At 72.7% G+C, this 25,553-nt stretch carries 23 protein-coding genes; 6 read left to right on the top strand and 17 right to left on the bottom strand.

Annotation, left to right across the window (positions count from 1 at the left end):
- The first annotated feature begins 134 nt into the window (after positions 1 to 134).
- Positions 135 to 1,232, top strand: coding sequence for a lactonase family protein (locus DTL70_RS14560; RefSeq protein ID WP_114022346.1), 1,098 nt, complete (start codon positions 135 to 137; stop codon positions 1,230 to 1,232).
- A 288-nt stretch (positions 1,233 to 1,520) separates the two neighbouring features.
- On the opposite strand, the gene DTL70_RS14555 is transcribed toward DTL70_RS14560, so the two are convergent.
- From DTL70_RS14555 to DTL70_RS14540, 4 genes are all read right to left on the bottom strand, one after another.
- On the bottom strand, positions 1,521 to 2,519 hold the full coding sequence (locus DTL70_RS14555) for a sirohydrochlorin chelatase (RefSeq protein ID WP_114022345.1): 999 nt from the start codon (positions 2,517 to 2,519) through the stop codon (positions 1,521 to 1,523).
- A 234-nt stretch (positions 2,520 to 2,753) separates the two neighbouring features.
- Complete coding sequence (locus DTL70_RS14550; protein WP_114022344.1) at positions 2,754 to 3,920, bottom strand: N-acetylglucosamine kinase; 1,167 nt, start codon at positions 3,918 to 3,920, stop codon at positions 2,754 to 2,756.
- Positions 3,917 to 4,594, bottom strand: coding sequence for a uracil-DNA glycosylase (locus DTL70_RS14545; RefSeq protein ID WP_114022343.1), 678 nt, complete (start codon positions 4,592 to 4,594; stop codon positions 3,917 to 3,919). The genes DTL70_RS14550 and DTL70_RS14545 overlap by 4 nt, the downstream gene beginning before the upstream one ends.
- 94 nt (positions 4,595 to 4,688) lie before the next feature.
- Positions 4,689 to 5,798, bottom strand: a complete 1,110-nt coding sequence (locus DTL70_RS14540; RefSeq protein WP_114022342.1) for a WD40/YVTN/BNR-like repeat-containing protein — start codon at positions 5,796 to 5,798, stop codon at positions 4,689 to 4,691.
- Between the two features lie 234 nt (positions 5,799 to 6,032).
- Here DTL70_RS14540 and DTL70_RS14535 point away from each other — a divergent pair, with 234 nt between their 5' ends.
- Entirely contained in the window at positions 6,033 to 6,707 is a 675-nt protein-coding gene (locus DTL70_RS14535) for a DUF6214 family protein (protein WP_342776492.1), read from the top strand.
- A gap of 231 nt (positions 6,708 to 6,938) precedes the next feature.
- Here DTL70_RS14535 and DTL70_RS14530 read toward each other — a convergent pair whose 3' ends face one another.
- Positions 6,939 to 7,661, bottom strand: coding sequence for a TetR/AcrR family transcriptional regulator (locus DTL70_RS14530; RefSeq protein WP_114022341.1), 723 nt, complete (start codon positions 7,659 to 7,661; stop codon positions 6,939 to 6,941).
- 245 nt (positions 7,662 to 7,906) lie between these two features.
- On the opposite strand from DTL70_RS14530, the gene DTL70_RS14525 reads away from it, so the two are divergent.
- Positions 7,907 to 8,713 carry an SAM-dependent methyltransferase gene (locus DTL70_RS14525; RefSeq protein ID WP_114022340.1) on the top strand — a complete coding sequence of 269 codons (807 nt, stop codon included), beginning with the start codon at positions 7,907 to 7,909 and terminating at the stop codon, positions 8,711 to 8,713.
- Positions 8,714 to 8,760: 47 nt separating this feature from the next.
- On the opposite strand, the gene DTL70_RS14520 is transcribed toward DTL70_RS14525, so the two are convergent.
- The 4 genes from DTL70_RS14520 to DTL70_RS14505 form a co-directional block, all read right to left on the bottom strand.
- A complete protein-coding gene (locus DTL70_RS14520; protein ID WP_114022339.1) occupies positions 8,761 to 9,462 on the bottom strand; it encodes a phosphatase PAP2 family protein in 702 nt (233 codons plus the stop codon).
- A gap of 130 nt (positions 9,463 to 9,592) precedes the next feature.
- Positions 9,593 to 10,531: a M56 family metallopeptidase gene (locus tag DTL70_RS14515; protein ID WP_114022338.1), complete on the bottom strand. Its 939-nt coding sequence runs from the start codon at positions 10,529 to 10,531 to the stop codon at positions 9,593 to 9,595.
- Positions 10,532 to 10,648: 117 nt separating this feature from the next.
- On the bottom strand, positions 10,649 to 11,299 hold the full coding sequence (locus DTL70_RS14510; protein ID WP_342776491.1) for a DUF5134 domain-containing protein: 651 nt from the start codon (positions 11,297 to 11,299) through the stop codon (positions 10,649 to 10,651).
- Positions 11,300 to 11,544: 245 nt separating this feature from the next.
- On the bottom strand, positions 11,545 to 11,925 hold the full coding sequence (locus tag DTL70_RS14505) for a hypothetical protein (protein ID WP_245979370.1): 381 nt from the start codon (positions 11,923 to 11,925) through the stop codon (positions 11,545 to 11,547).
- 694 nt (positions 11,926 to 12,619) lie between these two features.
- Between DTL70_RS14505 and DTL70_RS34270 the strand changes: the two genes are divergently transcribed.
- Together DTL70_RS34270 and DTL70_RS14495 are read left to right on the top strand one after the other, a co-directional pair.
- Positions 12,620 to 14,293: a hypothetical protein gene (locus DTL70_RS34270; protein ID WP_245979369.1), complete on the top strand. Its 1,674-nt coding sequence runs from the start codon at positions 12,620 to 12,622 to the stop codon at positions 14,291 to 14,293.
- Between the two features lie 147 nt (positions 14,294 to 14,440).
- Entirely contained in the window at positions 14,441 to 14,638 is a 198-nt protein-coding gene (locus tag DTL70_RS14495) for a hypothetical protein (RefSeq protein ID WP_114022336.1), read from the top strand.
- 73 nt (positions 14,639 to 14,711) lie between these two features.
- Here the strand turns inward: DTL70_RS14495 and DTL70_RS14490 are convergent, their stop codons facing one another.
- The 8 genes from DTL70_RS14490 to DTL70_RS14455 form a co-directional block, all read right to left on the bottom strand.
- Positions 14,712 to 14,984 (bottom strand): hypothetical protein, encoded by a 273-nt coding sequence (locus DTL70_RS14490; protein ID WP_114022335.1) that lies wholly within the window; start codon positions 14,982 to 14,984, stop codon positions 14,712 to 14,714.
- 90 nt (positions 14,985 to 15,074) lie between these two features.
- Entirely contained in the window at positions 15,075 to 16,175 is a 1,101-nt protein-coding gene (locus DTL70_RS14485; protein ID WP_245979398.1) for an N-acetylglucosamine kinase, read from the bottom strand.
- On the bottom strand, positions 16,172 to 17,437 hold the full coding sequence (locus tag DTL70_RS14480) for a 6-phospho-beta-glucosidase (protein WP_114022333.1): 1,266 nt from the start codon (positions 17,435 to 17,437) through the stop codon (positions 16,172 to 16,174). Before DTL70_RS14480 ends, DTL70_RS14485 begins: the two co-directional genes overlap by 4 nt.
- A 7-nt stretch (positions 17,438 to 17,444) precedes the next feature.
- Entirely contained in the window at positions 17,445 to 18,380 is a 936-nt protein-coding gene (locus tag DTL70_RS14475; protein ID WP_114022332.1) for a carbohydrate ABC transporter permease, read from the bottom strand.
- Positions 18,381 to 18,384: 4 nt separating this feature from the next.
- The gene (locus DTL70_RS14470; protein WP_181860930.1) at positions 18,385 to 19,383 is read right to left on the bottom strand and encodes a carbohydrate ABC transporter permease; all 999 of its coding nucleotides are present in this window, start codon (positions 19,381 to 19,383) and stop codon (positions 18,385 to 18,387) included.
- 10 nt (positions 19,384 to 19,393) lie between these two features.
- Entirely contained in the window at positions 19,394 to 20,728 is a 1,335-nt protein-coding gene (locus DTL70_RS14465) for an ABC transporter substrate-binding protein (protein WP_114022331.1), read from the bottom strand.
- 120 nt (positions 20,729 to 20,848) lie between these two features.
- A complete protein-coding gene (locus DTL70_RS14460) occupies positions 20,849 to 21,967 on the bottom strand; it encodes an ROK family transcriptional regulator (protein WP_245979397.1) in 1,119 nt (372 codons plus the stop codon).
- A 248-nt stretch (positions 21,968 to 22,215) separates the two neighbouring features.
- Positions 22,216 to 22,641 carry a tautomerase family protein gene (locus DTL70_RS14455; RefSeq protein WP_114022330.1) on the bottom strand — a complete coding sequence of 142 codons (426 nt, stop codon included), beginning with the start codon at positions 22,639 to 22,641 and terminating at the stop codon, positions 22,216 to 22,218.
- A gap of 162 nt (positions 22,642 to 22,803) precedes the next feature.
- Here DTL70_RS14455 and DTL70_RS14450 point away from each other — a divergent pair, with 162 nt between their 5' ends.
- Positions 22,804 to 25,545, top strand: a complete 2,742-nt coding sequence (locus DTL70_RS14450) for a SpoIIE family protein phosphatase (RefSeq protein ID WP_114022329.1) — start codon at positions 22,804 to 22,806, stop codon at positions 25,543 to 25,545.
- The last annotated feature ends 8 nt before the right edge of the window (positions 25,546 to 25,553 follow it).

Here is a 25,553-nt window from a genome sequence, read left to right as displayed (position 1 = left end):
ACGGTCACTTCCGGTGGACGGTCGACAGGCAGCGGATGGTCGGCGAGCAGCCGACGGCTGACGATTGGCCCAGACCACAGCACGTGTACCTGTTACCGTCGTTGCCCCCAGACGGAGCGGCGAAGGGCAGGGCGATGGCCGAGGGCACACAGCGCCGGGCACGGGCCTACATCGGATCGTTCACCTCCGCGGGAGGCCGCGGCATCACCACGGCGGCCCTCGACACCGCCACGGGGGCCCTCACTCCGCTGCATCACACGGAAGGCGCCGTCACGGATCCCTCGTTCCTGGCTCTGGCCCCCGCCGGGGGGACCCTCTACGCGGTCAGCGAGAGCGATCAGGGCGGCGCCGCGGCGTTCTCCCTGCGCCACGAGGAGCCCCCCGAGCTTTTGGGGGACACCGTTTCCGTGGACGCCGCAGGCCCCACGCATCTGAGCGTGGCGGATGGCCGTCTGTTCACGGCGAACTACACCTCGGGCAGCGTCACTGCCCTGCCCCTGGACGCCGACGGAGGTCTGGAACCCGCTCCCGCCACTCATCAGCACCATGGAAGCGGGCCCGTCGCGGACAGGCAGGAGGGACCGCACGCCCACGCCGTCGTACCTGACCCGTCGGGGCAGTGGCTGCTCGTCACCGATCTGGGGACCGACTCGGTGTGGATCTACGACCTGCGGGGCACGTCCTCAGGCCTCCACCTCCACCGCGAGGTGCCGCTCCGCGCCGGAACCGGCCCGCGCCATCTGGCGTTCGCCGCTGAGTCGCGCGGCCGGGCAGCGGCATCGCCGGAGGCCGAGCGGGTGTACGTCGTCAACGAACTGGACTCGACGGTGACGACCTGCCGTTGGCACAGCAGGACAGGTGAGCTGGAGTCCCTGGGGGAGACCCGGGTCGTTTCGTCCGGACGCACGGGCCCGGCCAACTATCCCTCCGCGCTGGTCCTCTCGCCCGACGGACGCTTCGCCTGGGTCGCGAACCGGGGTGACGACAGCATCGCCGTTCTCGACCTGACGGCGGATGAGCTGCCCGTCCTCACTGCCACCGTTCCGTGCGGCGGACACTGGCCGCGCGATCTCGCCGCGCCCCCGGCGGGCGGGCGGCTGTACGCGGCCAACGAACGGTCCGGTGAGGTCACCTGGTTCGACGTGGACCGTGAGACCGGCATGCCGCACCGAGGGGGCTCCCTGCCGGCTCCTGCCGCATCCTGCGTCGTTTTCGACGCCCCTCTCGGCTGACCGGTTCGTCCCCCTCGGCTGACCGGTTCGTCTCTCTGGGCTGACCGGTTCGACGGTCCCTTCGGGCGGGCGGACTCGCCATACCCGCGCTGAGGGAAGGCGAGGTCCGGTCGGACGGAATCGCCGTACCCGCCGGAGGGTCTCCGCGCGGGTACGGCGCCTCTGCCGCGCACGGCGCGTGTCCGCCGCGTACGGCGCGTGTCCGCCGCGTCGCCCGGACTCGGGCCGCCCGCCTCGGGCCGCGCGCCTCCGACCGCCCGCTTCGCCGCGCGCGACCGGGCCGACGGCTCAGTGCACCGGCATGCCCTGCTGCTGGGCTGCCTCAGGCTGGGCGATCCCGGCCTTGGCCGCGAACGTGGACGCCACGAGCTTGCCCAGCGCGGGGTAGGCACCCAGTGGTTCCGCCGCCGAGCAGCCCGCTTCCTGAGCGGCGGCCTCCAGCAGCCCGTCAGCGATCTCCGGGCCGATCAGGCAGGGGGCGACGGCCAGGTTCTGCGAACCGGAGCCGCGCAGCTGTTCGGCCGTGTGCTGGATGGCGCCCTCGTCGTCGAGCGCCGCGGCGAGCACCGGCACCGCCAGCCGGGCCGCCAGCAGCATGCCGGTGATACCGGCCGCCTGCACGGCTTCCTCCCCGCCGACGGTGGCCAGGATGATGCCGTCCGCCGCCGTCGCCACGGTGAAGAGCCGCGCCCGGTCGGCACGTGCCAGGCCCGCCTCGGAGAGCCGCACGTGAACGGCCTCGGCGAGCAGCGGGTGCGGCCCCAGAACGTCGGTCAGCTCGGCTCCGGAGCCGCTGCCCAGCACCTCCTGACGGATACGCCGCAGCTGGGCGGCGTCCGGTCCGGCCAGCAGCGGGACGACGACGGCGGGCAGGCCGTCGTCCTCCTCCTCGCGGACCGGGGCGGCGACCGGGGCCTCGGGCTCCTCCGGGGCCGTTCCGTCCGAAGTCGCGGCCGACATCTCGCGGGCCTCCCGCGCGTACCGTATCCGGGTGGCACGGTCGCTCACCGCCGAGGTGAGGGCGGCGCGGATGGTGGGGAACTCCTCGTCGTCACCGTCGGTGAAACCGATCCGCGCGTCCAGACCGGGCAGCTCCGAGCGCGCGATACTCAGCGTCTCTTCCGCGAGGCTGCGCGTGGCGCTGGAGGGGGTGCCGGGGACGGCCAAAACCAGGGCCGGCGCGCCCTCGGGGGCGACGACGGGCTCCGGGCGGCGGTGCCGTCCGGGCCGGCGGGGACGTGGCATTCGTACGGGCAGGCCATTGTCCGGTCCTGTGGGGGAGCTCATGCGCCCGCATGCTAATGCCTTGCTGAGGTCGGCTGTTCGGCCGGGGGAGGCAGGTGGGCGTATGTCCCGATTCGCCCGGGTCGAAGAGCGCTGTTTTCTGACTGTTCCTGCCCCGGGATGCTCCCTCTCCGACCGGATGTGTCCGTCGGGCCACGCGAGAGGTCACGACGAGCTGGGCAGGACAGGCCTGCGCGCACAGGGGGGGGCACGGTCCGGGGCGGGCGGGGGACTGCCTCAGGCGGTCCCAGGAGCGTCCGTAAGGCGCAGCAGAGCCGGGTCGGGCGGCAGCGCGACGCCGCCCGTGGCCAGGCGGCCCGCGAGCAGTAGCGCGCCGTCCAGCGGGCCTCCCGTGGCCTCGACCACCCGGGCCTGCGGCAGCTGCTCTGCCAACTCGGCGCGCAGCGGTCCGAGGAGGGGCTCACCCATGGCAAAAAGGCCACCGGTGAAGGCGACGCGCACGGGCGTCCCCCCGCGCACCCCCCGCAGCCCCTCGTCCAGCACCTCGCCGCCGCTGGAAGAGCACACGGTTCCCTCGCTGCCGGAAGGGCGCGTCGTATCGCCGGACGGGCACACCGCCACGGCGCTGGCCGCGATCTCGCGGGCGGCCGCCCGCAGAATGCCCGCCGCCACATGGTCCCGCTCCGCGCACCGTGCCACCTCGGGCGCGAACGAGGCGAGCACGGCGGGACGGTCGGTGCGCGGATACAGCCGCCCCGGCAGCCCGCTGAGGGGCACCCCGAAGACGGTCTCCGCCCTGTCCCGCAGCGCTGTCGAGCCACCCGCCCGCCCGTCGTGGGCGCGCATGGCCGCCTCCAGGCCCGCTCGGCCGATCCACGCACCGCTGCCGCAATCGCCCAGCAGGTGGCCCCAGCCGTCGGCGCGTCGCCAGGTGGCCAGATCGGAGCCCATGGCGATCATCCCGGTGCCCGCCGCCACCACCGCCCCCGGCTGCTCGCCGAGCGCGCCCGCGTACGCCGTCACGGCGTCGGCGGCGAGCGCCAACCGGCGTACCCGGAACTCCCGTGCCAGCAGACCGGGCAGCTCGGCACGCAGGCCGTCGCCGAGCGTGGCCATCCCCGCTGCGCCGACGCAGGCCGCCGCGATCCGCGGCCCTGGACCCCGCCTGGCGCCGGCCGCGGCCGGCATCCCGGAACCGGGCTCGAATGCGGCCTCCGCCTCGGCCAGCAACGTCCGCACGGCAGGCACCAACTGCTCCGCCATGTGCGCCGGGTCGATGCCGGAGGCGTTCGTGCGGACCGGCTCCGCACAGGTGACGCTCCCCGCCGGCCGGGGGCTCGCCCCCACGTCCGCTTGCTGCCACCCCAGGGCGACCCGGAGCCCCGACCCTCCCGAGTCCACTCCGAGCACCCATGCGCCCTCGCCGGCCGCCCCGGTGCTCACGGCAGGCGCCAGTCCACGGGCTCGGCCCCCTGCTGGGCCAGCAGGTCGTTGACGCGGCTGAACGGGCGCGAACCGAAGAACCCCCGGTCCGCGGACATGGGGGAGGGGTGCGAGGACTCCACCGAGGGCAGGCCGCCCAGCAGGGGGCGCAGGTTGCGTGCGTCCCTGCCCCACAGCACCGACACCAGTGGACGCTCCCGCGCGACCAGCGCCCGGATGGCCTGTTCGGTGACTTCCTCCCACCCCTTGCCGCGGTGGGCGGCGGGCCTGCGCGGGGCTGTGGTCAGCGCCCTGTTGAGCAGCAGCACTCCCTGCCGCGTCCAGGGCGTCAGATCGCCGTTCGAAGGGCGGGGGAGACCCAGGTCGCTGTTCATCTCCCGGAAGATGTTCTCCAGGCTGCCCGGCAACGGCCGCACGTCGGGGGCGACGGAGAAGGAGAGACCGACCGCGTGCCCAGGCGTGGGGTAAGGGTCCTGGCCGACGATGAGGACGCGCACCTCGTCGAACGGCTGTTGGAAGGCTCTGAGGACGTCGGCTCCCGAGGGGAGATAGGTTCTCCCCTCCGCGATCTCCGCGCGCAGGAAGTCGCCCATGGAGGCGACTCGTTCGGCGACCGGCTCCAGCGCCTTGGCCCAGCCCGGTTCGACAATCTCGTTCAACGGTCGTGCAGCCACGAGCCGTCACTCTACTGGCTCAGCCGGACTGGCTCATCCGGCCCGGCCGGGCCGCCACCCGGACGGGACCGCTCCGCCCACGTGCCTCAGCGGCTCAGCCGATCACCGCCGCCCGTACGCACAGCACGTCCGGCAGGTGCCGGGCCAGCTGTCGCCAGCTCTCGCCCTCGTCCGCGCTCGCGAACACCTCACCGTTGCGGTTGCCGAAGTAGACGCCGGACGGGTCCGCATCGTCCGTGCACAGCGCGTCCCGCAGCACCGGGCCGTAGTGCGCCGACCGTGGCAGACCGGCGCCCAGCGCCTCCCAGCTGCCGCCGGCGTCCTGCGTGCGGTGAACGCGGCAGCGGTGCCCGGCGGGGACCCGGTCGGTGTCCGCGTTGAGCGGGAACAGGTAGGCCACGCCGCCCCGGCGCGGATGGGCGGCCACGGGGAAGCCGAAGTCCGAGGGGAGGCCCTCGCCGATCGACTGCCAGGTGTCGGCGCCGTCGTCGCTGCGGAAGACCCCCCAGTGGTTTTGCAGATAGAACCTGTCCGGGTCCTCCGCGTCGCATGCGACCTTGTGCACACACTGCCCGTACTCCGGGTAGCGCTGCCCCTCGGGGAGGAAGACGGCCGACACGCCGCGGTTGCACGGCTCCCAACTCGCTCCGCCGTCCGCTGTCCGGTAGGCGCCGCCCGTCGAGACGGCCACCGTCACCCGCCGGGAGTCGCGCGGGTCCACCAGGACCGTGTGCAGCCCCAGCCCGCCGCCGCCCGGCACCCAGTCGCGCCGCGTCGGGTGCTCCCACAGCGGGCGGACCAGCTCGAAGGACTCGCCGCCGTCCTGCGAGCGGAACAGGCCGCCCGGCTCCGTCCCGGCGTAGACCACACCCGGTTCGTCCGCGCCGCCCGGCTGCAGCTGCCACACCCGCTCCAGGGACGCTTCGGTGTCCTTCGGGTACGTGATGGCCGGACGGGCGGGCTCCTTCCACGTCTTGCCCAGGTCGTCGGAGTGGAAGACCGAGGGGCCCCAGTGGGCGCTGTCCCCTCCCGCCAGCAGCCGAGGCACTCCCGGGCCACGCCGGTCGACGCTGAGGGAGTAGACGGCCTGCGCGTTGAAGTGCGGGCCCGTGAACTCCCAGCTGCCCGCACCGCGCTGCCCGGCCTTCTGCCGGGCGAGGAACAGACCCTTTCTCGTACCTACCGCGAGCAGCACGTCCGCCATGCCGGCACCACCTTGGAGGCGCCGTTGTCCTGAGGTACCGGACAGTCTGCACCGGCCCACTGACACTCCGGTCCGGCAGCGGAGGAACGCGCGGTCGGCGCGCGCCCCGGGCCCCCGTACGGCGGCACGGGTGCGCCGTTCGGGCTGCCGGCGGCTCCGTCGATCGGGGTGCCGTCGGAGGACCCGTGCGCGCCGGGACACCCCGCCGGGCTTCCGTGACTACGGTGCCGCGACGTGTCGGACAGACCCCCATACTCCCGTTGCTCTCCGAACCACTCCCCGCGTGACCACTCCTCCCGTGACCACTCGCGCGAACCGTCCGGCTGTCCGCCGGACACCGCGCCACCGGACAGTGAGCCGTCCGGGCCGCCCCGTCCGGCGTGGCAGCTGCTGGGTCACGGCACCGGCGCGTGCCCCGCACCGTACGACGCGAGCGGGCAGGCGCCCTGGTACGCCGTCGGTCTGACCCTGTCCGACGGCGTTCAGGTGGAGGTACTCGCCGCTGTGGTGGACGACGCGATCCGCGTCGAGGAGGTGCGGGCCGACCCGCCGCTCACGCCACGTGCGCTGACGGAGCTCACGCCGTGGCTGGACGGGCCGCTGGCGGACGCGTGCCCGGACGCGCTCCGGCCCCCGCAGAAAGCTCCCACCGTATGGGTGACGGGAGCGTGCGTGCTGCCCGCGGCGGCGCCGCCCGCGCCGGTGAGGGGCCGGGGGCGGCCGCCCGGGCCTCGCGGGCAGGCGGCGCGGCGCGCGGTGGCCGAGGCGTACACCGCTGCCCGGCAGCAGGGCGCCGACCCGGTCCTGGCCGTCATGCGGCTCACCGGGCACAGCCGCCGCAAGTCCCTCCGTGTCATCGCGGACGCCCGCGACGACGGCCTGCTGCCGCCCCGCCACGCCCGCCGCTGAACGCGAGCGCCGTGCCCCGGCGTCGGCCCGCCGTCCGGCGGGCGCGGCATCCGCACGGCCGCGGTGTGGCCACCCGGGCTCACCGGGGCTTCCGTCCGGGTGCAACGGGGCTTCCGCGCGGGCTCCGCTCGGCCTCAGACGAGGCCGAGCACGAGCACGAGCACGGACACAGGCACAGGCACAGGTGCGGTCTCTGACGGCTGTCGTGCCGTGCCGTCCGTGCCGTCCGTCCTACCGCTGATCCGCGGTTCCCTGCGGCGGCCCGGAAGCCGGCTCTTGGCCGCATGGTGAGACACGGCCCACCTGACGGATGAGAGCCGCGGAGGAGGCGCTGTCCGTCCGCTCACCGGGGTTCTCGGGCGGCGTGCCACGGTCCCAGGCCAGTCCGTACCGGGTGAACAGCTCTCCCCGCAGCCTCTCCAGCGGCATCGGAGCGCCCGGCAGAAGCGCCGCGACGACGGATCCCATGAGATTCGCGCGCAGCAGTGGGTAGTCGCGGTCCGGGTCGGGGGATCCGTAGCGGGCCACCGCCGTGCGCAGCAGGGCCGCGAGGCGCCGCTGTTCGTCGCACTGGACGAACCCCTCCTGCTGGAGGATGCCTGCCATGTGGGCGCGCATGAGCACCGGGTGGTCACGTGCCAGCCCCATGATGGCGTCGATGGCGCGGGCCAGCGCCTCCTCGCCGCTGCCCGGCTCCTCGGACAGCGGCGCGCGCTCCAGGGCCTCGGCCAGCGTCAGGTGCATCAGCCGGTGCACGGCGGACTGGAACAACTGGCGCTTGCCCGGGAAATAGTATGAAATCAGGCCGCGTGCCGAGCCCGCGCGGTCGGCGATCGCACCCAGTGTCGTCGCCTCGTAACCGTGTTCGGCGACGAGCTCGACGGTCGCCTGCAGCAGGCGTTCGCGCGAACGTCGTCGCAACTCCTCATTGACCGATGCGCTCCGAGGGGACATCCTGTAACTCCTGCGTTGGCTGGCTGGCAGCCAATATACTCAGTGAGTCTTCGGATGTCCGCGCCCCTCGTGCGGGGAGGTCCGGCGCAGCAGTCGATATCGGGGCGACGCGGGGGATCGCCCCGATATCGACGTCAACCAGCTGAAACAGGACGTCGCTTCTCCGTGCGGCACTCGAACTCCCGGGCAGGGGTACGTTAGTGCGCACACAGCGTCAGCGCATGCGCGGAGAGCAGGGGAGAGCGATGGCGGACCGCCTGGGGCCCGACTCGGAAGAGATCGACGACACGCTGCCGCATTCGGCGCGGATCTGGAACTACTGGCTCGGCGGCAAGGACCACTACGACATCGACCGCCAGGTCGGTGACGAGATCGCCCGCAGCAACCCCGGGATCGTGACCACCGCACGGGCGCAGCGCGCCTTTCTGTGCCGTGCGGTCAGGCATCTGGCGGGCGACGTCGGCATCCGGCAGTTCCTCGACGTCGGCACCGGGCTGCCCACGGTCGACAACACCCACGAGGTCGCCCAGCGTGTCGCGCCCGAGGCGCGGATCGTCTACGTCGACCACGACCCTCTGGTCCTCACCCACGCCCGTGCCCTGCTGACCAGCACGCCCGAGGGCGTCACCCACTACATCGACGCGGACCTGCGCGAGCCCGACGCGATTGTGAGCGGAGCCGCCGCCACCCTCGACTTCGAGCGGCCCGTCGCCCTGATACTGCTCGGTGTCGCCGCCCACATCACCGACGAGAGCGCCTACGAGGTGGTCGCCCGCCTGCTGGACGCCCTTCCGTCCGGAAGTCACCTGGTCTTCAGCGACTCGGCCGAGGTCGTCAATCCCGAAGCGGTCCGCGCGATGGTGCGCGAGTGGAACCGCACCAGCGACAACCCCCGCGTCAATCGCTCCCGGGACCAGATCGGCCGCTTCTTCGACGGGCTCGACATCCTCGAACCCGGACTCGTCTCCGTCACCCGGTGGCGTCCCGAGGCCCTTCCGTTCGGCGAACCCGACGAGGTCGACAACGTCGGAGGCGTCGCCAGGAAGCCCTGAAACCCTCTTCCACCGTTGCCGTGGTGCGCTACGGCTCCCGTGGTGCGCTACCGGCCGAGAGGGCGGGCAGTCTCTCGCCGGCTCTCTCCGGCGTGCAGGGCCGCCCACGCGGCCGCTGAGGCCAGCCCCAGCGCCGTACCGAGCAGGACGCCCACGAGAGTGTCCGTCAGCCAGTGCACGCCCAGCCACACGCGGGTGAACGCCACCCCGACGACGGACACGCACGCGACCACCGCCGCGGAACGCCACCACGCCCCACCGGCGGACAGCCCCCGCTCGCGCCAGAGCCACAGCAGCACCACGCACACCAGCGCGGCGGTCATCGCGTGCCCCGACGGCATGGCGGCGTAGTGCGCGGAGTCGACCGGTTCGCGCCACTGGGGCCTCTCCCTCGCCAGCGCCGCCTTCAGGCCCTGCTGGAGCCCGGAACCGACCAGCACGGTGCCGGCCAGCCACCAGCCCAACGCGCGCTCTCCGCGCCACAGCAGCCACACCACCACGACGGCCACCAGCAGCCGGAAGGCCCACGGGTCCCACACCCAGTCGGTCAGCACCCGGTTGGCACGGGTGAGCCCCGGGCTCTCGAGCGCCGCCGTGTGCAGCGTGGAGGCCACATCCGTGTCGAGGGCGGCGAGCGGCTGCCACGGCAGCAGAGCCAGGACGATCAGCAGGACGGCGGCGGCTCCCAGCACGGCCGCCACTGCGGCCTGCCAGACGCCGGGAGGGCTTCGTCGGATCGGACCACGCATGCGCCGATCATCGCGCCTGTCACCGGCCGCGTAGCAAGTCCCCGGCGCGTCCCTCCCCTTCCCGCCCCGAACCGGCCCACCAGCGGCCGCAGCCAGGGGGCCAGCCGGAGAACCCGGAGGGAGACGGGGATCAGCGCAGCGCCGAGAGGCCGGGGACGAAGGCGACGAGCAGCGGCACGACAGGCACGAGCGAGGCCACGGCGGTCATCCGCACCCTGCGGCTGACCGGCAGCCGGGGAGCGGCCGTCAGCAGCCGGTGAACCCGCTGCGGCACCATGGCGACCGGTGTCGGACAGGGACCGAAGACTCCCCGGCCCTCGTTGAGCTCCACGAGCGCCAGCGCGATGGTCAGCCGGCCGTATCGGCGGGAGGCGGCGTCGTCGGCGGCCAGTTCCACCAGGCGGTGCACCTGATCGCGGAAAGAGGCGAACACCGGCACTCGGGAGAACCCGGTGGCCAGCGCGGACGAGCAGTGCAGAAGCCAGTCGTGGCGGGCCCGCGCGTGCCCCTGCTCGTGTTCGAGCACGGCGTCCAACTGCCGCCCCTTGAGCCGCCGCAGCGCAGCGCTGGTGATGACCAACTGCGGTGTGGAACCCGGCAGCCACCACGCGTCCGGCCTCTCCTCCTCCAGCACGACCAGCCGTTCGCTGGAGGTCGCGGACTCACCCGGCAGCCGCGGCACGCGCTCGCGCAGCTCCGCGCGGCGCTTGCGGCGCCTCGTCCGCGCGTCCCTGATCTCCCGCAGCAGCATGGCGCCGGTCCACGCACCCCCGCAGGCGAGCAACAGGCACAGCGCTCCCGCCCACGGCGCGTACGCACTGGACGTGTACACCCGCACCACCCCGTCGGGGGCCCCGGCGAAGACATGGCTGCGCACCACCGCGAAGGCGGCGGCACCCGAGAGCGCCATCGCCAGCCCGCAGCACAACAGCACCGCACCCACCAGGCACTGCCACGCCCACAGGGCGAGCACGGGCTCACGGTCGGGCCAGGAGGAGCGGGTCAGTACGCGCGGTGCCAAGCCCGCGGCGAGCAGGGCGAGCACCATCAACGCGAGCGGGACCGTCATGCCGCTCAGCCTAAGAGGCCGTTACGAGACAGTGATACGCCCGACAGTGCAGAAGTGACGCGGCTCACTGTGCGGCCGCGTTTCACTCGTTACAGCGCGATCAGCATGGCTCACTCATCACAGCGTGATCAGCATGGCGAACATCCCCGTGGCCATCGCCAGCCTGCACCCCGCGGCGATCCCCGCCTGGCGCATCAGGGGGGCGGCGGGCGCGCCCACGGCAGCGCTCGTGCTTCCGCCGGCCACCCCCGCGGCCATCCGGTCCGCCGCGACAGGCATCAGCCGCGCGGCCGTCCAGAGCGCGTACACCGCGAAGTAGCCCAGCAGCAGCCCCGTGACGACGGGCACACCACCGGGCGCGGAGTGGGCGGAGTGAGAGCCCTCATGGGCGGTGCCCGACGCGCCCGCCGTGCCGAGGGCCATGGCCAGCGACATGTACAACATGGCCGCTCCGCCGACCAGATGGTGCACGTGCCGGCGCGGACCGCCGTGCGCGAACCAGGCCCCGCCCCGGTCCGCCCCTCCCTCTCGCCGCCGGGACTTCCTCCGGCGGGCCCTGCCCCCGCGCCTGCCGGACGTCGCCAGCCACGCGCCGTGTGCCAGCAGCGCGCCGAAGACCGCGGTGAAACCCCACGCCAGAAGGGCGCTCACCGTGGGTGCCGCGCTCCACAGCAGGGGAACGGCCATGACCGCCATGCCGAAGCCCATCGCTGCCTCGCCGCCCGCGTCGGCACGCTGCCGGTGGTCGGCTCCGCGTGCACGCAGCACGCACGAGACACCCGTCACCGCGCAGAGAGCCGCCAGTAACCAAGCGACCGTGGCGGAACCGTGCATCGCTCACCCCCTCGCTCGTGGGGATGCCGCCCTCACCCACGGGGGGGCGCTCCCCGTTCCTCGCTCATCGCGGAGAAACTTCCCGCCGCCGTCCCCGCGTACGGGAGCGCACGGGCGCATTCGGGCGCAGCGGCGGAGGAGAGTGTCGTGAAGGAGCGGGCAGCCGGGGGCACCGCGGCTCAGCGCGGTCGCGGGGAGGCGTGTCCCATCATCTCGGTGGCCTCCACGAACGGAATGCCCAGGTCCTGGTGGAGGATGCGGGTCTCGTTGGTGTGGTCGGGCAGGAGCGAGCGGCCGGCCCCGTGTGCCTTCGGGCGCGCTGCTTCCCCTCCGGTCTCGTCTGCCGGCTCCTCGAGGGCGCTGATGTGCCGGTTGAGCAGACGCCAGGCATAGGCGTTGGTGTGCGGGCTGCGCAGCGCCTGGTCCCACTGCTCCGCCAGCTGGGCGAACACCGTACGCACCGCGATGTCCGCTGTTGGCCGGTCCGCCAAGCGGCTGTGCGCGTACTGCAGATACCGGGTCCGGTACAGCGCGCAGAAAGCGGCGAACTCCACCGGCACGCCGCAGCCTTCCTCAGGCCGGGTCTCCGGGCCGTTCCACTGCCGGGCGGATTGCGTGTTCGCGCACTTACCGGCAGCGGATTCCGCTGAGCCGCGTTGTTCGCACGGCGAGGGCATCCGAACGCTCAACGTTCTCTTCCCCTCCCATCCCCTCCGTCGCGGTCCCCCTTCCGCCGGAAGCTACAGGTCCGGGCAGGTCGTCCGCCATGAGTGGATGCCGTGTGCAAATTCATCGGCAATTGCACGGGGCGTCTGCGCGTCCCGCCCACAGTGGGGCAACGCGTCAGTGCGGTGAAATGGTTCCCGCTTCTTTTCGTATGTGAGCGTAAGAGGTGAACATGAGAGAGAATCTGATCGTACCGAGTAGCCTTCCTTTCGTTGCTCGTGATTCTTCGTCACCCTGGCCCGGAGAGCTGTCCGGGCGGGCCTCCCGGCAGAATTCACCCGATGGGGTGGCGAACCGGTGCGGCGTCCGAATCCACTCCGGCGGTCGTGCACGGCCCCGTCCGCGGCGGCCCCCGGTCGGTCCGCAGGGCCGTCCGGATCGCTCAGGCGCAGCGCGTCGTGTTGAATTGGAGTCCGTTGCCGAAGGTTTGGAGGTTGCTGTCGGCAAGGTCCGGGGCTCCGCCGTCCGTCGGTGTCATCGGCTGCTAACTGTCCGTGTTCTACAGGTTTTGGTGTGTGGGGGGTTTTGGTGTCGGTACCGGGTGTGGGCTCCGAGGCCGCGGGTGACGGCGTGCTGGTGGTGGCGGGCGTCGGCGGAGGGCTGATGGACGTCGGCGTGGTGGTGGCCGGCCTGGGCGGCGTCTCGTGGGGCGGGGTCCTGGCCGGTGCGGCCGGACACGGCGGCGGCGCCGCACGGGGCGGCGTGGACGTCGTCGAGCTGGTCGGCCCGGTGGACCCGCAGATGGTGCTGGCCCGCGTCCGCCTGGTCGCGGGGGTTTCGGGCCGGCTGCTGGTGCTGATCGTGGGCGAGCTGCGCAAGGACCCCCGCAAGGGAGGACTGCACATCGGTCTGGGAGCTCCCGGCCAGGGGTCGGCAGCGGTGCGCTACAGCGGGCTGCCGTGGGAGTGGCTGATAGGGGAGTTGGCGATACGCCCCGCTGGTTCGACGACCGTGCTGCTGGACGTGGCGGCCGAAGCCGACGCGTGGGAGACCGTCAGGGCCGGCGGGTTGCCGGATGCTCCCGGGGTCGGTGTGTTCGGGCGCGTCGTGCGGCACGGCCGGGAGTCGAAGTGGCGGCGCCTGAGGGGCGGCGCAGTTCCGACGGAACCCACCTACCTCCAGGAGTGCGTACGCATGTGGCGGGCGGGTGGCCGTATGCCCTTCGCCGAGCTGCACGAACGGGCCGCTTCCGCCTCCCATGCGACGGAGGAACTCCAGGCCGTCTTCGTGGCCTCGGCGACAGCCGAACCGGCCGCCCCCACGGGCAGTGCGGCCGCCCCCATGGGGAGTGCGGAGAACGGGTATCAGTCCTGGCAGCCCTCCGCGCAGAACGGCTGGGCTCCGCACGCGCAAGAGGGCCTCCCGCCGTGGACACCCGGCGCCGCGCCCGTCCCGACCGAGCCCACCCCACCGCAGTCGGCGAACGGTTCGCAGCCGCCGCCGCGTTCGGAACAGGTCGCACAACACCTCACGGACGTACCGCGGCCTGCGGACGCCGAGCAGCCCATGTACGCATCGCGGCCTGGGGAAGCACAGCGGCCCGCGGACCTCCAGCCGTTCGCGCCGCCTGAAGCGGATTCTCCTGCCTTCGAGCCGAACGCGGAGACTCCGCCCTTCGTCCCGGAAGGGACGGAAGGAACCTCTCCGCCCACCGCGCCGGACGTGGACACCGCCTCCGGTGCACCGTCCGAGGCGGTGCACCCGCACGCACCGGTCTCGGTCCCTCCCCCCGCGGAGGTTGCTGCCGCTTCCTCGGCCCAGGGCGGGGAGGATCCGCACGGAGCGATCATGACCGCCGCGCGGGCCGGCCGCCACGAGGAGGCAGAAGGGATCGCCGTGGCCTGGCAGCGGACCGCCGAGCAGACCGAAGGCCCCGGCTCGGAGGGCGTCTTGCATTGGGTCGAGGTCCGCGCCGACCTGGCACGCTTGGCCGGGGCTCCGGCGCGCAGCTGCGAGTTGTGGATGTGGGTGGCTCGCGGTCGGCTGGAGCAGGGGGAGCCGGACGACTCGTCCGAGGTGGAGGGCGCTGTCGACAGGGCTCACCACCAGTGGGAGCGGCTGCGCGTGGAGAACGTGGAGGCCGCTCGTGAGCTGGTGCCGGAGCTCGTCGTCCTCCGGCGCCGGGTCCCGGGCCGGCAGCCCGGTGCGGTGCGGCTCCTGGAGGAGCGGATGGAGCACCTGCTGGGAGGCGTCGACCACTGAGAGTGCCGCCCCCTGTGGCTGTCGGGCGGCCGCAAGGGTGGCGTGGGTGGTCCGTTCGCAGGAGCCCGGGCCAGCCGTCCCCGCGCACGTGGCTGCCGCACCAAGGGTGGGAAGCGCACCCGTTCGTCACGTACCGCAGGAGTGTGCATGTTCCGTCGCTCGGCCCTCACCCTGGTCACCCTGTTCGCGGCGACCGTCCTCGCCGCCGGGTCCGCAGCGGCCGCTGACGCGCCGCAGGACCAGCCCGATGAGCTGACCCCGCGCGAGCAGGCGACGTTGCAGGTCGCCGGCACGGTGCTGGACGAGCTGCTGGGTGGCGTCGTCGGCTCAGGCGGCGGACGCTGACACCTGGGGCCGCGGGGGTGGGGCCGCGAAGTGCCCCGCCCCCGCGGGCCTGTGAGCCGCTACCGTCCGCTGCTCACGGTGACTCGCCGCCGCCCGACTCCGGCGGTCGGCCAGGGCTGCCGTTGCCTTCGGCGGCATGTTGCCGTCGGGCGCGGGCCAGGGCGGCGTCGAAGTCCCGTTGCGTGTCGTCGCACCAGTGCAGCAGGTCGGCCAGGACGCGGCCCAAGGTCTGGCTGGGGCTGTCCCGCCACCCCTCGGTCAGGGTGTGCGTCTGCAGGGCGGCGTTCGCACGGTCCACGGCGGCCTGGTGCGGGCCGTGGCCTTGTGAGGCCTCGTGCGGTGTCATAGTGCCCCTTTCGGGTCCCGGTCGGCGGTGTGCGCGGGTGCCTCGGCCAGGTCACCCTCCCCGAAAAGTTAACTGCATGCCAGTTTTGCGTCAGTGCAATTTCTCGCCCGTGGGGTGACCTCCTCCGTCCCGACCGTGTTCGAAGTGGCGGCGCGCCCTCGCGTGTGCTTCCAGCGGTGCGCCCAGGGCGTCGAGGCCGAGAAGCGCCGCGCCCAGGACGGGACGGGCGTGCACGACGCGGGGCACGGCGCGCGGGGCGCGCCTGGCGAGCAGCTCGCCGATCCGGTCGTTGAGGAGGGGGTGAGCTGCGGCCAGCACCCCTCCACCCAGCAGCACGGGCACGTCCGCGTCCAGCAGCTCCAGCCGGCGCAGTGCCACCGTCGCCATCGTGACGACCTCCTCCGCCATACGCGCCACCAGGGAAGAGGCCACGGCGTCTCCGCCGTCGGCCGCCTCGAACAGGACCGGAGTCAGCTCGAGTCGCCGCGCGTACGGGATGTGTCCCAGGTGCAGGGCCTCGATCAGTGCGTACATGGAGGCCAGCTGGAAGTGACCGGGCAGCGCGGTCGCCAGCACGGTGGCCGCGCCGCGGCCGTCCTCGGCGCGGGCGGCGTGCCACAGTGCCTCGTCGGCGAGTCCGCCCCCGCCGCCCCAGTCGCCCGAGAGCCGGCCGAGTGCGGGGAAGCGCGCGGTACGTCCGTCCGGCAGCATTCCGGCACAGTTGATCCCCGCGCCGCACACGACGGCCACACCGCACGGTGCGGCGTCACCGTGCCGCGCGTCGAGCCCGGCGCGCAGCACGGCGAAGGTGTCGTTGTGCACGGTGACGTCCTTGCCCCAGCCGCGTTCGGCGAGCGCGGCCGCCAACTGCTCCTCCTCGACGGGCAGGTCGGCGTTGGCCAGGCAGGCCATCACCTGCTCCACGGCGGGCAGCGGGTGGGGGCCGGCGGCGGCCCGCCGTGCCCGCGACACCGCGTCGGCCAGCACGTCGACGGCGGTGCGTACGCCGACGGCCGAGGGGCGGAAGCCGCCGCCGCGTGCCGTGCCCAGGACGCTGCCGTCGGCGCCGAGGAGAGCAGCGTCGGTCTTGCTGTTGCCCGCGTCGATGGCCAGGACGGCTGGGGCCGGCCCCTCGGCCCGCGGGCGCGACGCGGTGGCCTCGGTCCCGAGTGCGGTCCGCGGTTGGCTCAGGCCCACGCCAGGTGCTCCTTGTTGTGCGCGAGGAGCTGGTCGGTCAGCTGCTCGGCGTACTCGATCTGGCCGATGAGGGGGTGGGCGAGCAGCGCCTTGAAGACGCGGTCGCGGCCGCCGTGCAGCGCCGCGCCGAGGGCGAGGTCCTCGTACGCGGTGACGTGCGCGATCAGGCCGGTGAACTGCGGGTCGAGGGCGGGTACCGGCAGCGGGTGTGCGCCGTCCCGGTCGATGCGGGCCTGGGTCTCGATGACCGCGTCGTCGGGGAGGAAGGGCAGGGTGCCGTTGTTCAGGGTGTTGACCGCCTGGTGGGTGCTGCCGCCCTCGCGCATCAGCGAGGCGGCCAGGTCGACGGCGGCCTCGGAGTAGTAGGCGCCGCCGCGGCGGGAGAGCAGTTCGGGTTTGGTGTCGAGCGCCGGGTCGGCGTACATCTCGAGCAGTTGCTTCTCCAGTGCCGCGACCTCGGCGGCCCGGGTGGGCTTCTGGCGCTGGGCGCGCACCACCTCGTCGTGCGCGTAGTAGTAGCGCAGGTAGTAGGAAGGGACGACGCCGAGGCGGTCGACGAGGGTGCGGGGCATGTGCAGGTCGTCGGCGACGGCGTCGCCGTGTTCGGACAGCAGCTTCGGCAGCACGTCCGTGCCGTCGGGGCCACCGAGCCGCACGCCCAGCTCCCAGGTGAGGTGGTTGAGGCCGACGTGGTCGAGGTGGATCTCGGCGGGGGAGACCTCGAGCAGCTTGGCGAACTTGCGCTGGAAGCCGATCGCCACGTTGCACAGGCCGACGGCCTTGTGTCCGGCGGTGAGCAGCGCGCGGGTGACGATGCCGACGGGGTTGGTGAAGTCGATGATCCAGGCGTCCGGGTTGCTGCGGCGGACCCGCTCGGCGATGTCGAGGACGACGGGCACGGTGCGCAGCGCCTTGGCGAGGCCGCCGGCGCCGGTGGTCTCCTGGCCGACGCAGCCGCACTCCAGCGGCCAGGTCTCGTCCCGGTCGCGGGCCGCCTGTCCGCCGACGCGCAGCTGGAGCAGCACGGCGTCCGCGCCGTCCACGCCGGCGTCCAGGTCGGCCGTGGTGGTGACGGTGCCGGGGTGGCCCTGCTTGGTGAAGATGCGCCGGGCCAGGCCGCCGACCAGCTCCAGCCGGTCGGCTGCCGGGTCGATCAGGACGAGCTCGTCGATGGGGAGAACGTCGCGCAACCGCGCGAAGCCGTCGATGAGTTCGGGGGTGTAGGTCGAGCCTCCGCCGACCACTGCGAGCTTCATGTGTGTCTCAGCCCTTTACTCCGGTGAGGGTGACGCCTTCGACGAAGGCCTTCTGTGCGAAGAAGAAGACGATGATGACCGGCGCCATGACCAGCAAGGTGGCCGCCATCGTCAGGTTCCAGTCCACACTGTGCGCGGACTTGAACGATTCGAGCCCGTAACTGAGCGTCCAGGCGCCCGGGTTCTGGGCCGCGTAGATCTGGGGCCCGAAGTAGTCGTTCCAGCAGTAGAAGAACTGGAACAGCGCGACGGCGGCGATGCCGGGCTTGGCCATCGGGACGACGACGCGCAGCAGGGTGCGCACCTCGCCGCAGCCGTCGATCCGGGCCGACTCCATGTACTCCTTGGGGATCGTCAGCAGGAACTGCCGCAGCAGGAAGATCGAGTACGCGTCGCCGAACGCCATGGGGATGATCAACGGCCACAGCGATCCCGACAGGTGGAACTGCTGCGCCCACACCAGGTACATCGGGACCACGATCACCTGCGGCGGCAGCATCATCGTGGAGATCACCAGCAGCATGGCCGTCCGCCGGCCGCGGAAGCGGAACTTCGCCAGCGCGTAGGCCACGGGGAGGGACGAGCACACGGTGAACAGCGTCCCCAGCAGCGCGTACATCAGCGAGTTGCGCCACCAGTCGAGGAAGCCGGGGGTGCGGAAGACCTTCGCGTAGTTCTCCCAGTGCCACGAGGCGGGCCACAGCTCGCCGCTCATGGCCTGCCCGTCGCCCATCACCGAGGTCAGCAGGATGAAGACGAACGGCAGCACGAAGGCCAGCGCGAGCGCGACGGCGACACAGTGCACGGCGATCCAGTGCAGTACGCGCTTGCGGCGTGCCCTGCGGCTCGCCGCGGTGGGGCCGGGGGAGGGGGTGCGGGCCGCCCGCGAGGGCTGGGCCGCAGCGGACGGCAGCGTGGCCGCCGGAGTGGTCGGGGTCGTCATCTGATCAGTCCTCCGCCGACAGCAGGCCGCTCTTGCGGCGCATGAGCAGCATGGTCACGGCCATCGCGATGGCGAACAGCACCAGGGAGAGCACGCAGGCGGCCCCGGTGTTGAAGTTCTGGAAGCCCAGCTGGTACACGAGCTGCGGCACGGTGATCGTCGAGTGGTCGGGGTAGCCGGGCTGGATGACCGTGCCGGGGCCGATGGTGACGCCGGAGGCCAGTTTTCCCGCCACGAGCGCCTGCGTGTAGTACTGCATCGTCTGCACGACACCGGTCACCACCGCGAACATCACGATCGGCGTGATGTTCGGCCAGGTGACGAAGCGGAACTTCGTCAGTGCTCCCGCGCCGTCCAGCTCGGCCGCCTCGTACTGTTCCTTGGGCACGTCCAGCAGCGCGGCCATGAAGATCACCATGAGGTCGCCGATGCCCCACAGCGAGAGCATCACCAGCGACGGTTTGGCCCAGTTCGGGTCGTTGAACCAGTTCGGCCCGTCGATGCCGACCGCCGCCAGGATCTCGTTGACGGGTCCGGTCGCCGGGTTGAGCAGGAAGACGAAGGCCACGGTCGCGGCCACGGGCGGAGCCAGGTAGGGCACGTAGAAGGCGGTACGGAAGAAGCCCACACCGCTCTTGAGCTTGGTCACCAGCAGCCCGATGCCGACGCCGAAGACCACCCGCAGCGCGACCATCACCACGACCAGCCACAGCGTGTTCCACAGCGCCGGGCCGAACAGCGGCATCTGCGTGAAGACGTACGACCAGTTGCGCAGTCCCACGAACTCGGGCTGCTTGATCTGGTTGTAGTGCATGAAGGAGAAGTAGACGGTGGCGGCCAGCGGATAGCCGAAGAAGACCGAGAACCCCACGAGCCAGGGTGACAGGAAGCCGATCGTGCGGAGCCTGTCGCGCCTCTTCTTGCGGCGCAGCCACGCGTCGGGGGCCGGGGCGGCGGTGCCGGGCGTGTCCGGCCTGGTGCCGGAGGAGAGGGAGAGTGCCATGGCCGCGCTCCTAGTTCTTGGCCTGGAGGGTGTCGGCGTCGATCTGCCGGTCGAGTTCGCGCAGCCCCGCGTCCACGTCGTCGACCTTTCCCGCCTCCACCGAGTAGGAGAAGTCCTGGAAGGCCGTCACGTACATGCCGCCGGTCGTCGAGGGCGGCAGCGCCTGGCTGTGCGGGTTCTTCGCGATCCGCAGGAACGTGCGGAAGGCCGGGTCGGCGTCCAGCTTCGGGGAGGCGAGGGCCGCCTTGGTGGAGGGCACGTTGTGGATCGCGTTGGCGAAGGACACCACCTGTTCGGTGTCGGTGGTCAGGAACTTCAGCAATTCCCACGCCGCGTTCTGATGCGTGCTGCTGTGGGCGATCCCGGCGACCGTGCCGGTCAGGTAGCCGCGTCCGTAGGTGTCGGCCTGGTCGTCGGGCACCGGCAGCGGCGCCACGCCCCAGTCGAAGTCGGGCTTGTCCTCCTTGAGCATCAGGCCGCGCCACTCGCCGTCCAGGTGCATCGCCAGCTTGCCGGTCATGAACCCGCTCTGCCGGGACATCTCGTCGCCGAAGCTCTGTCGCAGCCGCTCCAGTGCCGGGTAACCGCCCTGCGCGTCGGAGAGCTTCTTCATCGTGCGGTAGAACTGCCGCGTGAGCGGTTCCTTCGCGAGGCGGGCCTTGCCGTCCTCGTCGAAGTAGCGAGGGCCCCACTGGGCGAACATCCGGTCCGGGCTGTTCTGGTACAGGCGGAAGTTGGGCATGAAGCCGGCCCGCTCGACCCGGTCGCCGTCGCGCTCGGTGAGCTTGGCCGCGGTTTCGGCGAACTCCGACATGGTCCGCGGCGGACGGTCGATACCGGCCTTCGCGAAGGCGTCCTTGTTGTAGTAGAGCCCGAAGGCGTCGGCCAGCAGCGGCAGCGCGCACTGGGTGCCCTCGTACTGCGTGTAGTCCAGCAGCGTGGAGGGGAAGACCTTCTTCTTGTCGACACCGCTCTTCTTCAGAAAGGGGTCGAGGCCGACCCACATCCCCGAGTCGCAGTACTGGCCGACGTTGTTCGTGGTGAAGGAGGACACCACGTCCGGTGCCTTGTCGCCGCCGGCCCGCAGCGCCTGGTTGACGGTGGCGTCGCTGACGTTGCCCGTGGTCTCGACGTGGATGTTGGGGTGCAGCTTCTCGAAGCGCTGGATGCTCTTGTCGATCGCCTTGACCTCGCCGGGCTCGGACCAGCCGTGCCAGAACTTGAGCGTGACGGGCGCGTGCGGATCGTCGTCGGCGCTGCCGACGCTGGGGTTGGCGCAGCCGGACAGCAGCAGCCCGGTGGCGAGCAGCACGGCCGGCCAGGCGCGCGGACGCGGAGGCGGCATGAGAACTCCTTCAGGGCAGGGTGGGGTGGGGCCTGGGTGGGGAAGCGGGGACGCACCGGCGGGAGGGCGGTGCGTGGTGGGTGGCCGCAGGGCGTGAGCGGAGGGGCGCGGTGACCGCCGTCAGGCGGTGTCGAACACCTGCTCGCGTGCCTGTGCCAGGGCGGACAGCAGCGCTCCGGTGAGAATCGGGTCGCCGTCCAGATCGCTCAGCCGCAGCAGCGGGCGGGGCAGCGCGAGCCCGGTCAGCTCCTGCTCGACCAGCGCGCGCAGTTCTTCGCCGCCCGTCTGCGGCACCGCTCCCGACAGGACGACGAGTTCGGGGTCGACGACGGCGACGACGGCGGCGATCCCGGCCGCCAGCCGACGTGCGGTCTCCTCGCGCACGGACGGGTCGGTCAGCGCGTCGGCGAGTGGCCCGTCCCCCGCGAGTTCGCGGACGGCCGAGACGGAGACGAGGCTCTGGAAGCCGCCGCCCGCCCGCGCCGTCGCGTACTCGCCTGGGCCGCCCCGGGCCAACGGCGCCCCGGGCAGCGGCATGTAGCCGATCTCGCCCGCGCCGCCCGTCGCACCGCGCAGCAGTGCGCCGTCCACGACGATGGCCGCGCCCGTGCCGTTGTCCACCCAGACCAGCGCGAAATTGTCGTGGTCCTGGGCGGCACCCTCGTGCTGTTCGGCCATGGCAGCGAGGTTGACGTCGTTCTCGATCGTGACGGGGGCGCCGAGTACTTCGGCCAGTTCGGCGCGCAGGGTCCTCGAGTGCCAACCGGGCAGGTGGGGCGCGTAGCGCAGCTCGCCGGAGTGCGGGTCGATGGCGCCGGGTGTGCCGATGACGGTGGTGTGCGGCTCTCGGGTGCCGGGGCCCGCGTCCGCCAGCGCGCCGTCGACGGCCTCCTTGACCAACTGCGCCGTGCGGTGGCGCACGTGGTCGGCCACCGAGTCGGCCTCGACGCGTGCGCGGCCGACGACCGTGCCCGTGATGTCGGAGACCACGGCCGAGATGCCCCAGGGGTCGGCCGACAGCGCGGCGACGTGTGCGGCGGCGGGATCGATCTCGTACAGCAGCGCGTTGGGGCCGGGTTTGCCGCGCTCCTCGTTCCTGGTCCGCACGAGCCCCGTCTCCGTGAGCCGGTTGAGGAGCTGGGAGGCGGTCGGCTTCGACAGGCCGGTCAGTTCGCTGATCCGGGTGCGGGTCAGTGCCCCGTGGGCGACGAGCAGGTCGAGCGCGGCCCGGTCGTTCATCGCCCGCAGCACGCGTGGCGTTCCCGGGGTCCCGGGCGCTCCCGGGGTGCCGGGTATGCCGCTGGAGTCGGCGTGTGTGGTGGCCAAGGTGGAGCCCCGTCCGTGCGGGCCGCCCGGGCGACGGTGCACGGGCGGCGGGTTCGTTAGGAAAGTTTCCTATCGATGGCGGGAACCTAGAACTCCACCGGCGGCCAGGTCAATGGGTGCGGGCCGAAGCAATCGATCCGTGATCTGCGCCGGATGGGCGCTCAGCTGCCATCGGCCGCCCCGGGCACCCCGCCGGCCTCGTCGGAGGCGAGGTACTGCGCCACGCCGTTCCCCAACGACCAGTCGGCGGAGGCGTTCTCGGTCACGGTGACGAAGATGTTGCGCGGCTCGGTGCCGGCGTAGGTGTGCGCCAACTCGGCGATGCGCCGGTACAGCGCCTGTTTGCTCTCCGGTGTGCGCCCGGCGCGCATGGTGACGGCGATGTAGACGATGCCGTCGTCCCGCTGGATCCCCCAGTAGGTGTCGTGGCGCAGGGTGCTGGTGGAGCCGTCGTGGCCGACGAGTACCTGGAACCTGTCGTCGGGTGGGATGCCGAGCGTCTCCACCAGGGCCTCGTGCACAGCGCGGCCGAGTGCGTCGAGTCGGTCGGCGTCGGCCCGCAGGGCATCGATCCGGACGAAGGGCACGGCGTGTCCTCTCTGCTGACTGTACATACCAGTAGGTACAGTAACACTGAGTGTCGCCCACCGCTCCGGTGCCCGAGGAGGCGCACCCACGCGAGGTGCGTCGCCCGCTGCCCGGGAGGCGCGTCCGCGAAAACGCGCGCAAAGGGCGGTAGACCATGCTCTATGGCGCGGGAGTGGCGAAGACGGCTGAGGCGGTGGCACGGGTGGCGACGGGCCCCCGAGCCAGGGGAGCGCGGAGCACGGTTCGCGGGACGCAGCGTCGCGGCCCAGGTGTTCGCCCTGCAGCTGGCGATCGTCCTGCTGCTCGTGATGGCAGGCGCCGCCCTCCTCGCCTGGCAGGCCCGCGCCGCCGACGTGCGCAGCGCCCGCGACCGGTCACTGGCATGCGCCGGCACTTTGGCGGCCGCACCCTCCACCGCCGCGGCCCTGCGTTCCGCCCGGCCGACGGCCGCACTGCAACCCGTGAGCCTGCGGGCCCGCGACGCGTGCGGCATCGACTTCGTGGCGGTGCTCGACGACGACGGCGTGCGCCTCTCCGACCCCCTCACCGCACTGATCGGCAGGCGCGCCGCGGGGGACTTCAGCCGGGCACTGGCCGGTGAGACCTACCTCGAACACTTCCGCGGCGAGCCCACGGACTCCGTGCGAGCGGTCGCGCCCGTACGGGACTCGGACCGCAAGGTGGTCGGCCTCGTCACCGCGGGCGTCGACCTGGCCACCGTCGCCGACCGGCTCGATGGGGAACTGCCCTGGGTCGGTGTCGGCGCCGTCGGCGCGCTCCTGCCGGCCGCCGCGGGCGCGGGGCTGATCAGCAGGCGGCTCAAACGGCAGACACGCGGCCTCGGACCGACCGAGGTGACCCGGATGTACGAGCACCACGACGCGGTCCTGCACGCGGTCCGCGAGGGCGTCCTCGTGCTCGACGCCGACCGGCGGCTGCTCCTGGCCAACGACGAGGCCCTCCGGCTCCTTGGGCTGCCCGCGGGCGCGCAGGGGCAGCGCATCGGCGCGCTGCGCCTGCCGTCCGGCGTCGGAGCGCTGCTGGTCTCGGGCCGTACGGCCACCGACGAGGTGCACCCCGTCGGCGAACGGCTGCTGGCCGTCAACCAGCGCACCACCGGCGGGGACGGCGACCCGAGCGGCACCGTCACCACCCTGCGGGACACCACCGAGCTGCGGGACGTGGCAGGGCAGGCCGAAGTCGCCGCCGAGCGTCTCGAACTGCTCTACACGGCGGGGCTGCACGTCGGCACGACTCTCGACGTGGAGCGCACCGCCGAGGAGCTCGCCGAGGTCGCTGTGGACCGGTTCGCCGACGTGGTGAGCGTCGACCTGCTCGATCCGGTGATCGAGGGCGAGGAGCCGTTGCCCGACCCCACCACCGCCACCGTGCGGCGCGTCGCCCTGCGCTCGGCCGTCGGCGACCACCCGTTGCAGCCTCTGGGCAGCAGGCCGCGCATCCCGCCGGTGGCCTTCCGCGCGACGGGCGGCACGGTCGAGGTCGCACCCGTCTTCGAACCCGACCTGGCCGCCGCCACCGAGTGGCGCAGGGTCGACCCCGAAGGCGCCGCGCACATCCTGTCCGCGGGCTTCCACTCGCGGATCACCGTGCCGCTGCGGGCCAGGGGCACCGTTCTGGGACTGGCCAGCTTCTGGCGCCGCGACCAGCGGCCCTACCAGCCCGAGGACCTCGCCTCCGCGCAGGAACTGGTCGCCCGTACGGCCGTCTGCGTGGACAACGCGCGGCGGTACGCCCGCGAACACGGTATGGCCGTCACCCTGCAGCGCAGCCTGCTGCCGGGCGGGCTGCCGGAACAGAACGCGGTCGACGCCGCCTACCGCTTCGTGCCCGCGCAGGCCGCCGGGGTCGGCGGCGACTGGTTCGACGTCCTCCCGCTGCCCGGCGCCCGCGTGGCACTGGTCGTCGGCGACGTCGTCGGACACGGGCTGCACGCGGCCGCCACCATGGGACGGCTGCGGACGGCCGTGCACAACTTCTCCTCGCTCGACCTGCCGCCCGACGAACTCCTCGCCCACCTGGACGAGCTGGTGGTCCGCATCGACCAGGACCCCACCCGCGGCCCGGAGACCGAGACGGTCACCGGCGCCACCGTGCTCTACGTCCTGTACGAGCCGGCCACCGGCCAGTGCCACCTCGCCGGAGCCGGCCACCCGCCGCCCGCGCTGGCCCGGCCCGACGGCACGACCGCGTACCTGGACGTGCCGGCCAACCTCCCCCTCGGACTGGGCACCTCACCGTTCGAGACGCGTACCCTGACGGTCCCCGAAGGCAGCCGGCTGGTCCTCTACACCGACGGCCTGATCCGCTCGCGCGGCCGCGACCTCGACGAGCGGCTGGAGACGCTGCTGGAGGCGGTCGCCCGCACGGGCCGCGACCCGGACGAGACGTGCGGCGCCCTCCTGGAGGCGCTGCTGCCCGGCAGGTCGCACACCGGCAGGGACGACATCGCGCTGCTCGTCGCCGTGACCCGCAGGCTGCCGCCCGACCGCGTCGCCGAGTGGGAGGTGCCCAGCGACCCCGAGGCGGTCGGCCGGGTGCGGTCGGCCTGCATGGACCAGATGACCGCATGGGGGCTTCAGGAGACCGCCTTCACCGCGGAACTCGTCCTCAGTGAGCTGATCACCAACGCCGTCCGCTACGGGGCACCTCCCATCACCGTGCGACTGCTCTGCGACCGGTACCTGACCTGCGAGGTGTCCGACAGCAGCAGCACCGCACCCCATCTGCGCCGTGCCACCACGGTGGACGAGGGCGGTCGCGGCCTGTTCCTGATCGCCCAGCTCGCCCAGCACTGGGGCACCCGCTACGGGCCGCACGGCAAGACGATCTGGGCCGAGATGCCGCTGACGGACAGCGCCGAGGACGAGGCCCCGTGGACGTGACGACGGCC

Source organism: Streptomyces diacarni (genome assembly GCF_003323715.1).
Classification (GTDB): Bacteria; Actinomycetota; Actinomycetes; order Streptomycetales; family Streptomycetaceae; genus Streptomyces; species Streptomyces diacarni.
The sequence above is the reverse complement of the archived record's forward strand: the minus strand, read 5'-3'. Positions and strand labels throughout refer to the sequence as shown.

What these genes read in the sequence shown, in the direction of transcription:
- DTL70_RS14560 (WP_114022346.1), top strand. Translation starts at nt 135, where the DNA reads ATGGCCGAGGGCACACAGCGCCGGGCACGGGCCTACATCGGATCGTTC.
- DTL70_RS14490 (WP_114022335.1), bottom strand. Translation starts at nt 14,984, where the DNA reads ATGACACCGCACGAGGCCTCACAAGGCCACGGCCCGCACCAGGCCGCC.
- DTL70_RS14470 (WP_181860930.1), bottom strand. Translation starts at nt 19,383, where the DNA reads ATGGCACTCTCCCTCTCCTCCGGCACCAGGCCGGACACGCCCGGCACC.
- DTL70_RS14495 (WP_114022336.1), top strand. Translation starts at nt 14,441, where the DNA reads ATGTTCCGTCGCTCGGCCCTCACCCTGGTCACCCTGTTCGCGGCGACC.
- DTL70_RS14555 (WP_114022345.1), bottom strand. Translation starts at nt 2,519, where the DNA reads ATGAGCTCCCCCACAGGACCGGACAATGGCCTGCCCGTACGAATGCCA.
- DTL70_RS14450 (WP_114022329.1), top strand. Translation starts at nt 22,804, where the DNA reads ATGGCGCGGGAGTGGCGAAGACGGCTGAGGCGGTGGCACGGGTGGCGA.
- DTL70_RS14525 (WP_114022340.1), top strand. Translation starts at nt 7,907, where the DNA reads ATGGCGGACCGCCTGGGGCCCGACTCGGAAGAGATCGACGACACGCTG.
- DTL70_RS14530 (WP_114022341.1), bottom strand. Translation starts at nt 7,661, where the DNA reads ATGTCCCCTCGGAGCGCATCGGTCAATGAGGAGTTGCGACGACGTTCG.
- DTL70_RS14520 (WP_114022339.1), bottom strand. Translation starts at nt 9,462, where the DNA reads ATGCGTGGTCCGATCCGACGAAGCCCTCCCGGCGTCTGGCAGGCCGCA.
- DTL70_RS14465 (WP_114022331.1), bottom strand. Translation starts at nt 20,728, where the DNA reads ATGCCGCCTCCGCGTCCGCGCGCCTGGCCGGCCGTGCTGCTCGCCACC.
- DTL70_RS14460 (WP_245979397.1), bottom strand. Translation starts at nt 21,967, where the DNA reads ATGAACGACCGGGCCGCGCTCGACCTGCTCGTCGCCCACGGGGCACTG.
- DTL70_RS14515 (WP_114022338.1), bottom strand. Translation starts at nt 10,531, where the DNA reads ATGACGGTCCCGCTCGCGTTGATGGTGCTCGCCCTGCTCGCCGCGGGC.
- DTL70_RS14475 (WP_114022332.1), bottom strand. Translation starts at nt 18,380, where the DNA reads ATGACGACCCCGACCACTCCGGCGGCCACGCTGCCGTCCGCTGCGGCC.
- DTL70_RS14540 (WP_114022342.1), bottom strand. Translation starts at nt 5,798, where the DNA reads ATGGCGGACGTGCTGCTCGCGGTAGGTACGAGAAAGGGTCTGTTCCTC.
- DTL70_RS14480 (WP_114022333.1), bottom strand. Translation starts at nt 17,437, where the DNA reads ATGAAGCTCGCAGTGGTCGGCGGAGGCTCGACCTACACCCCCGAACTC.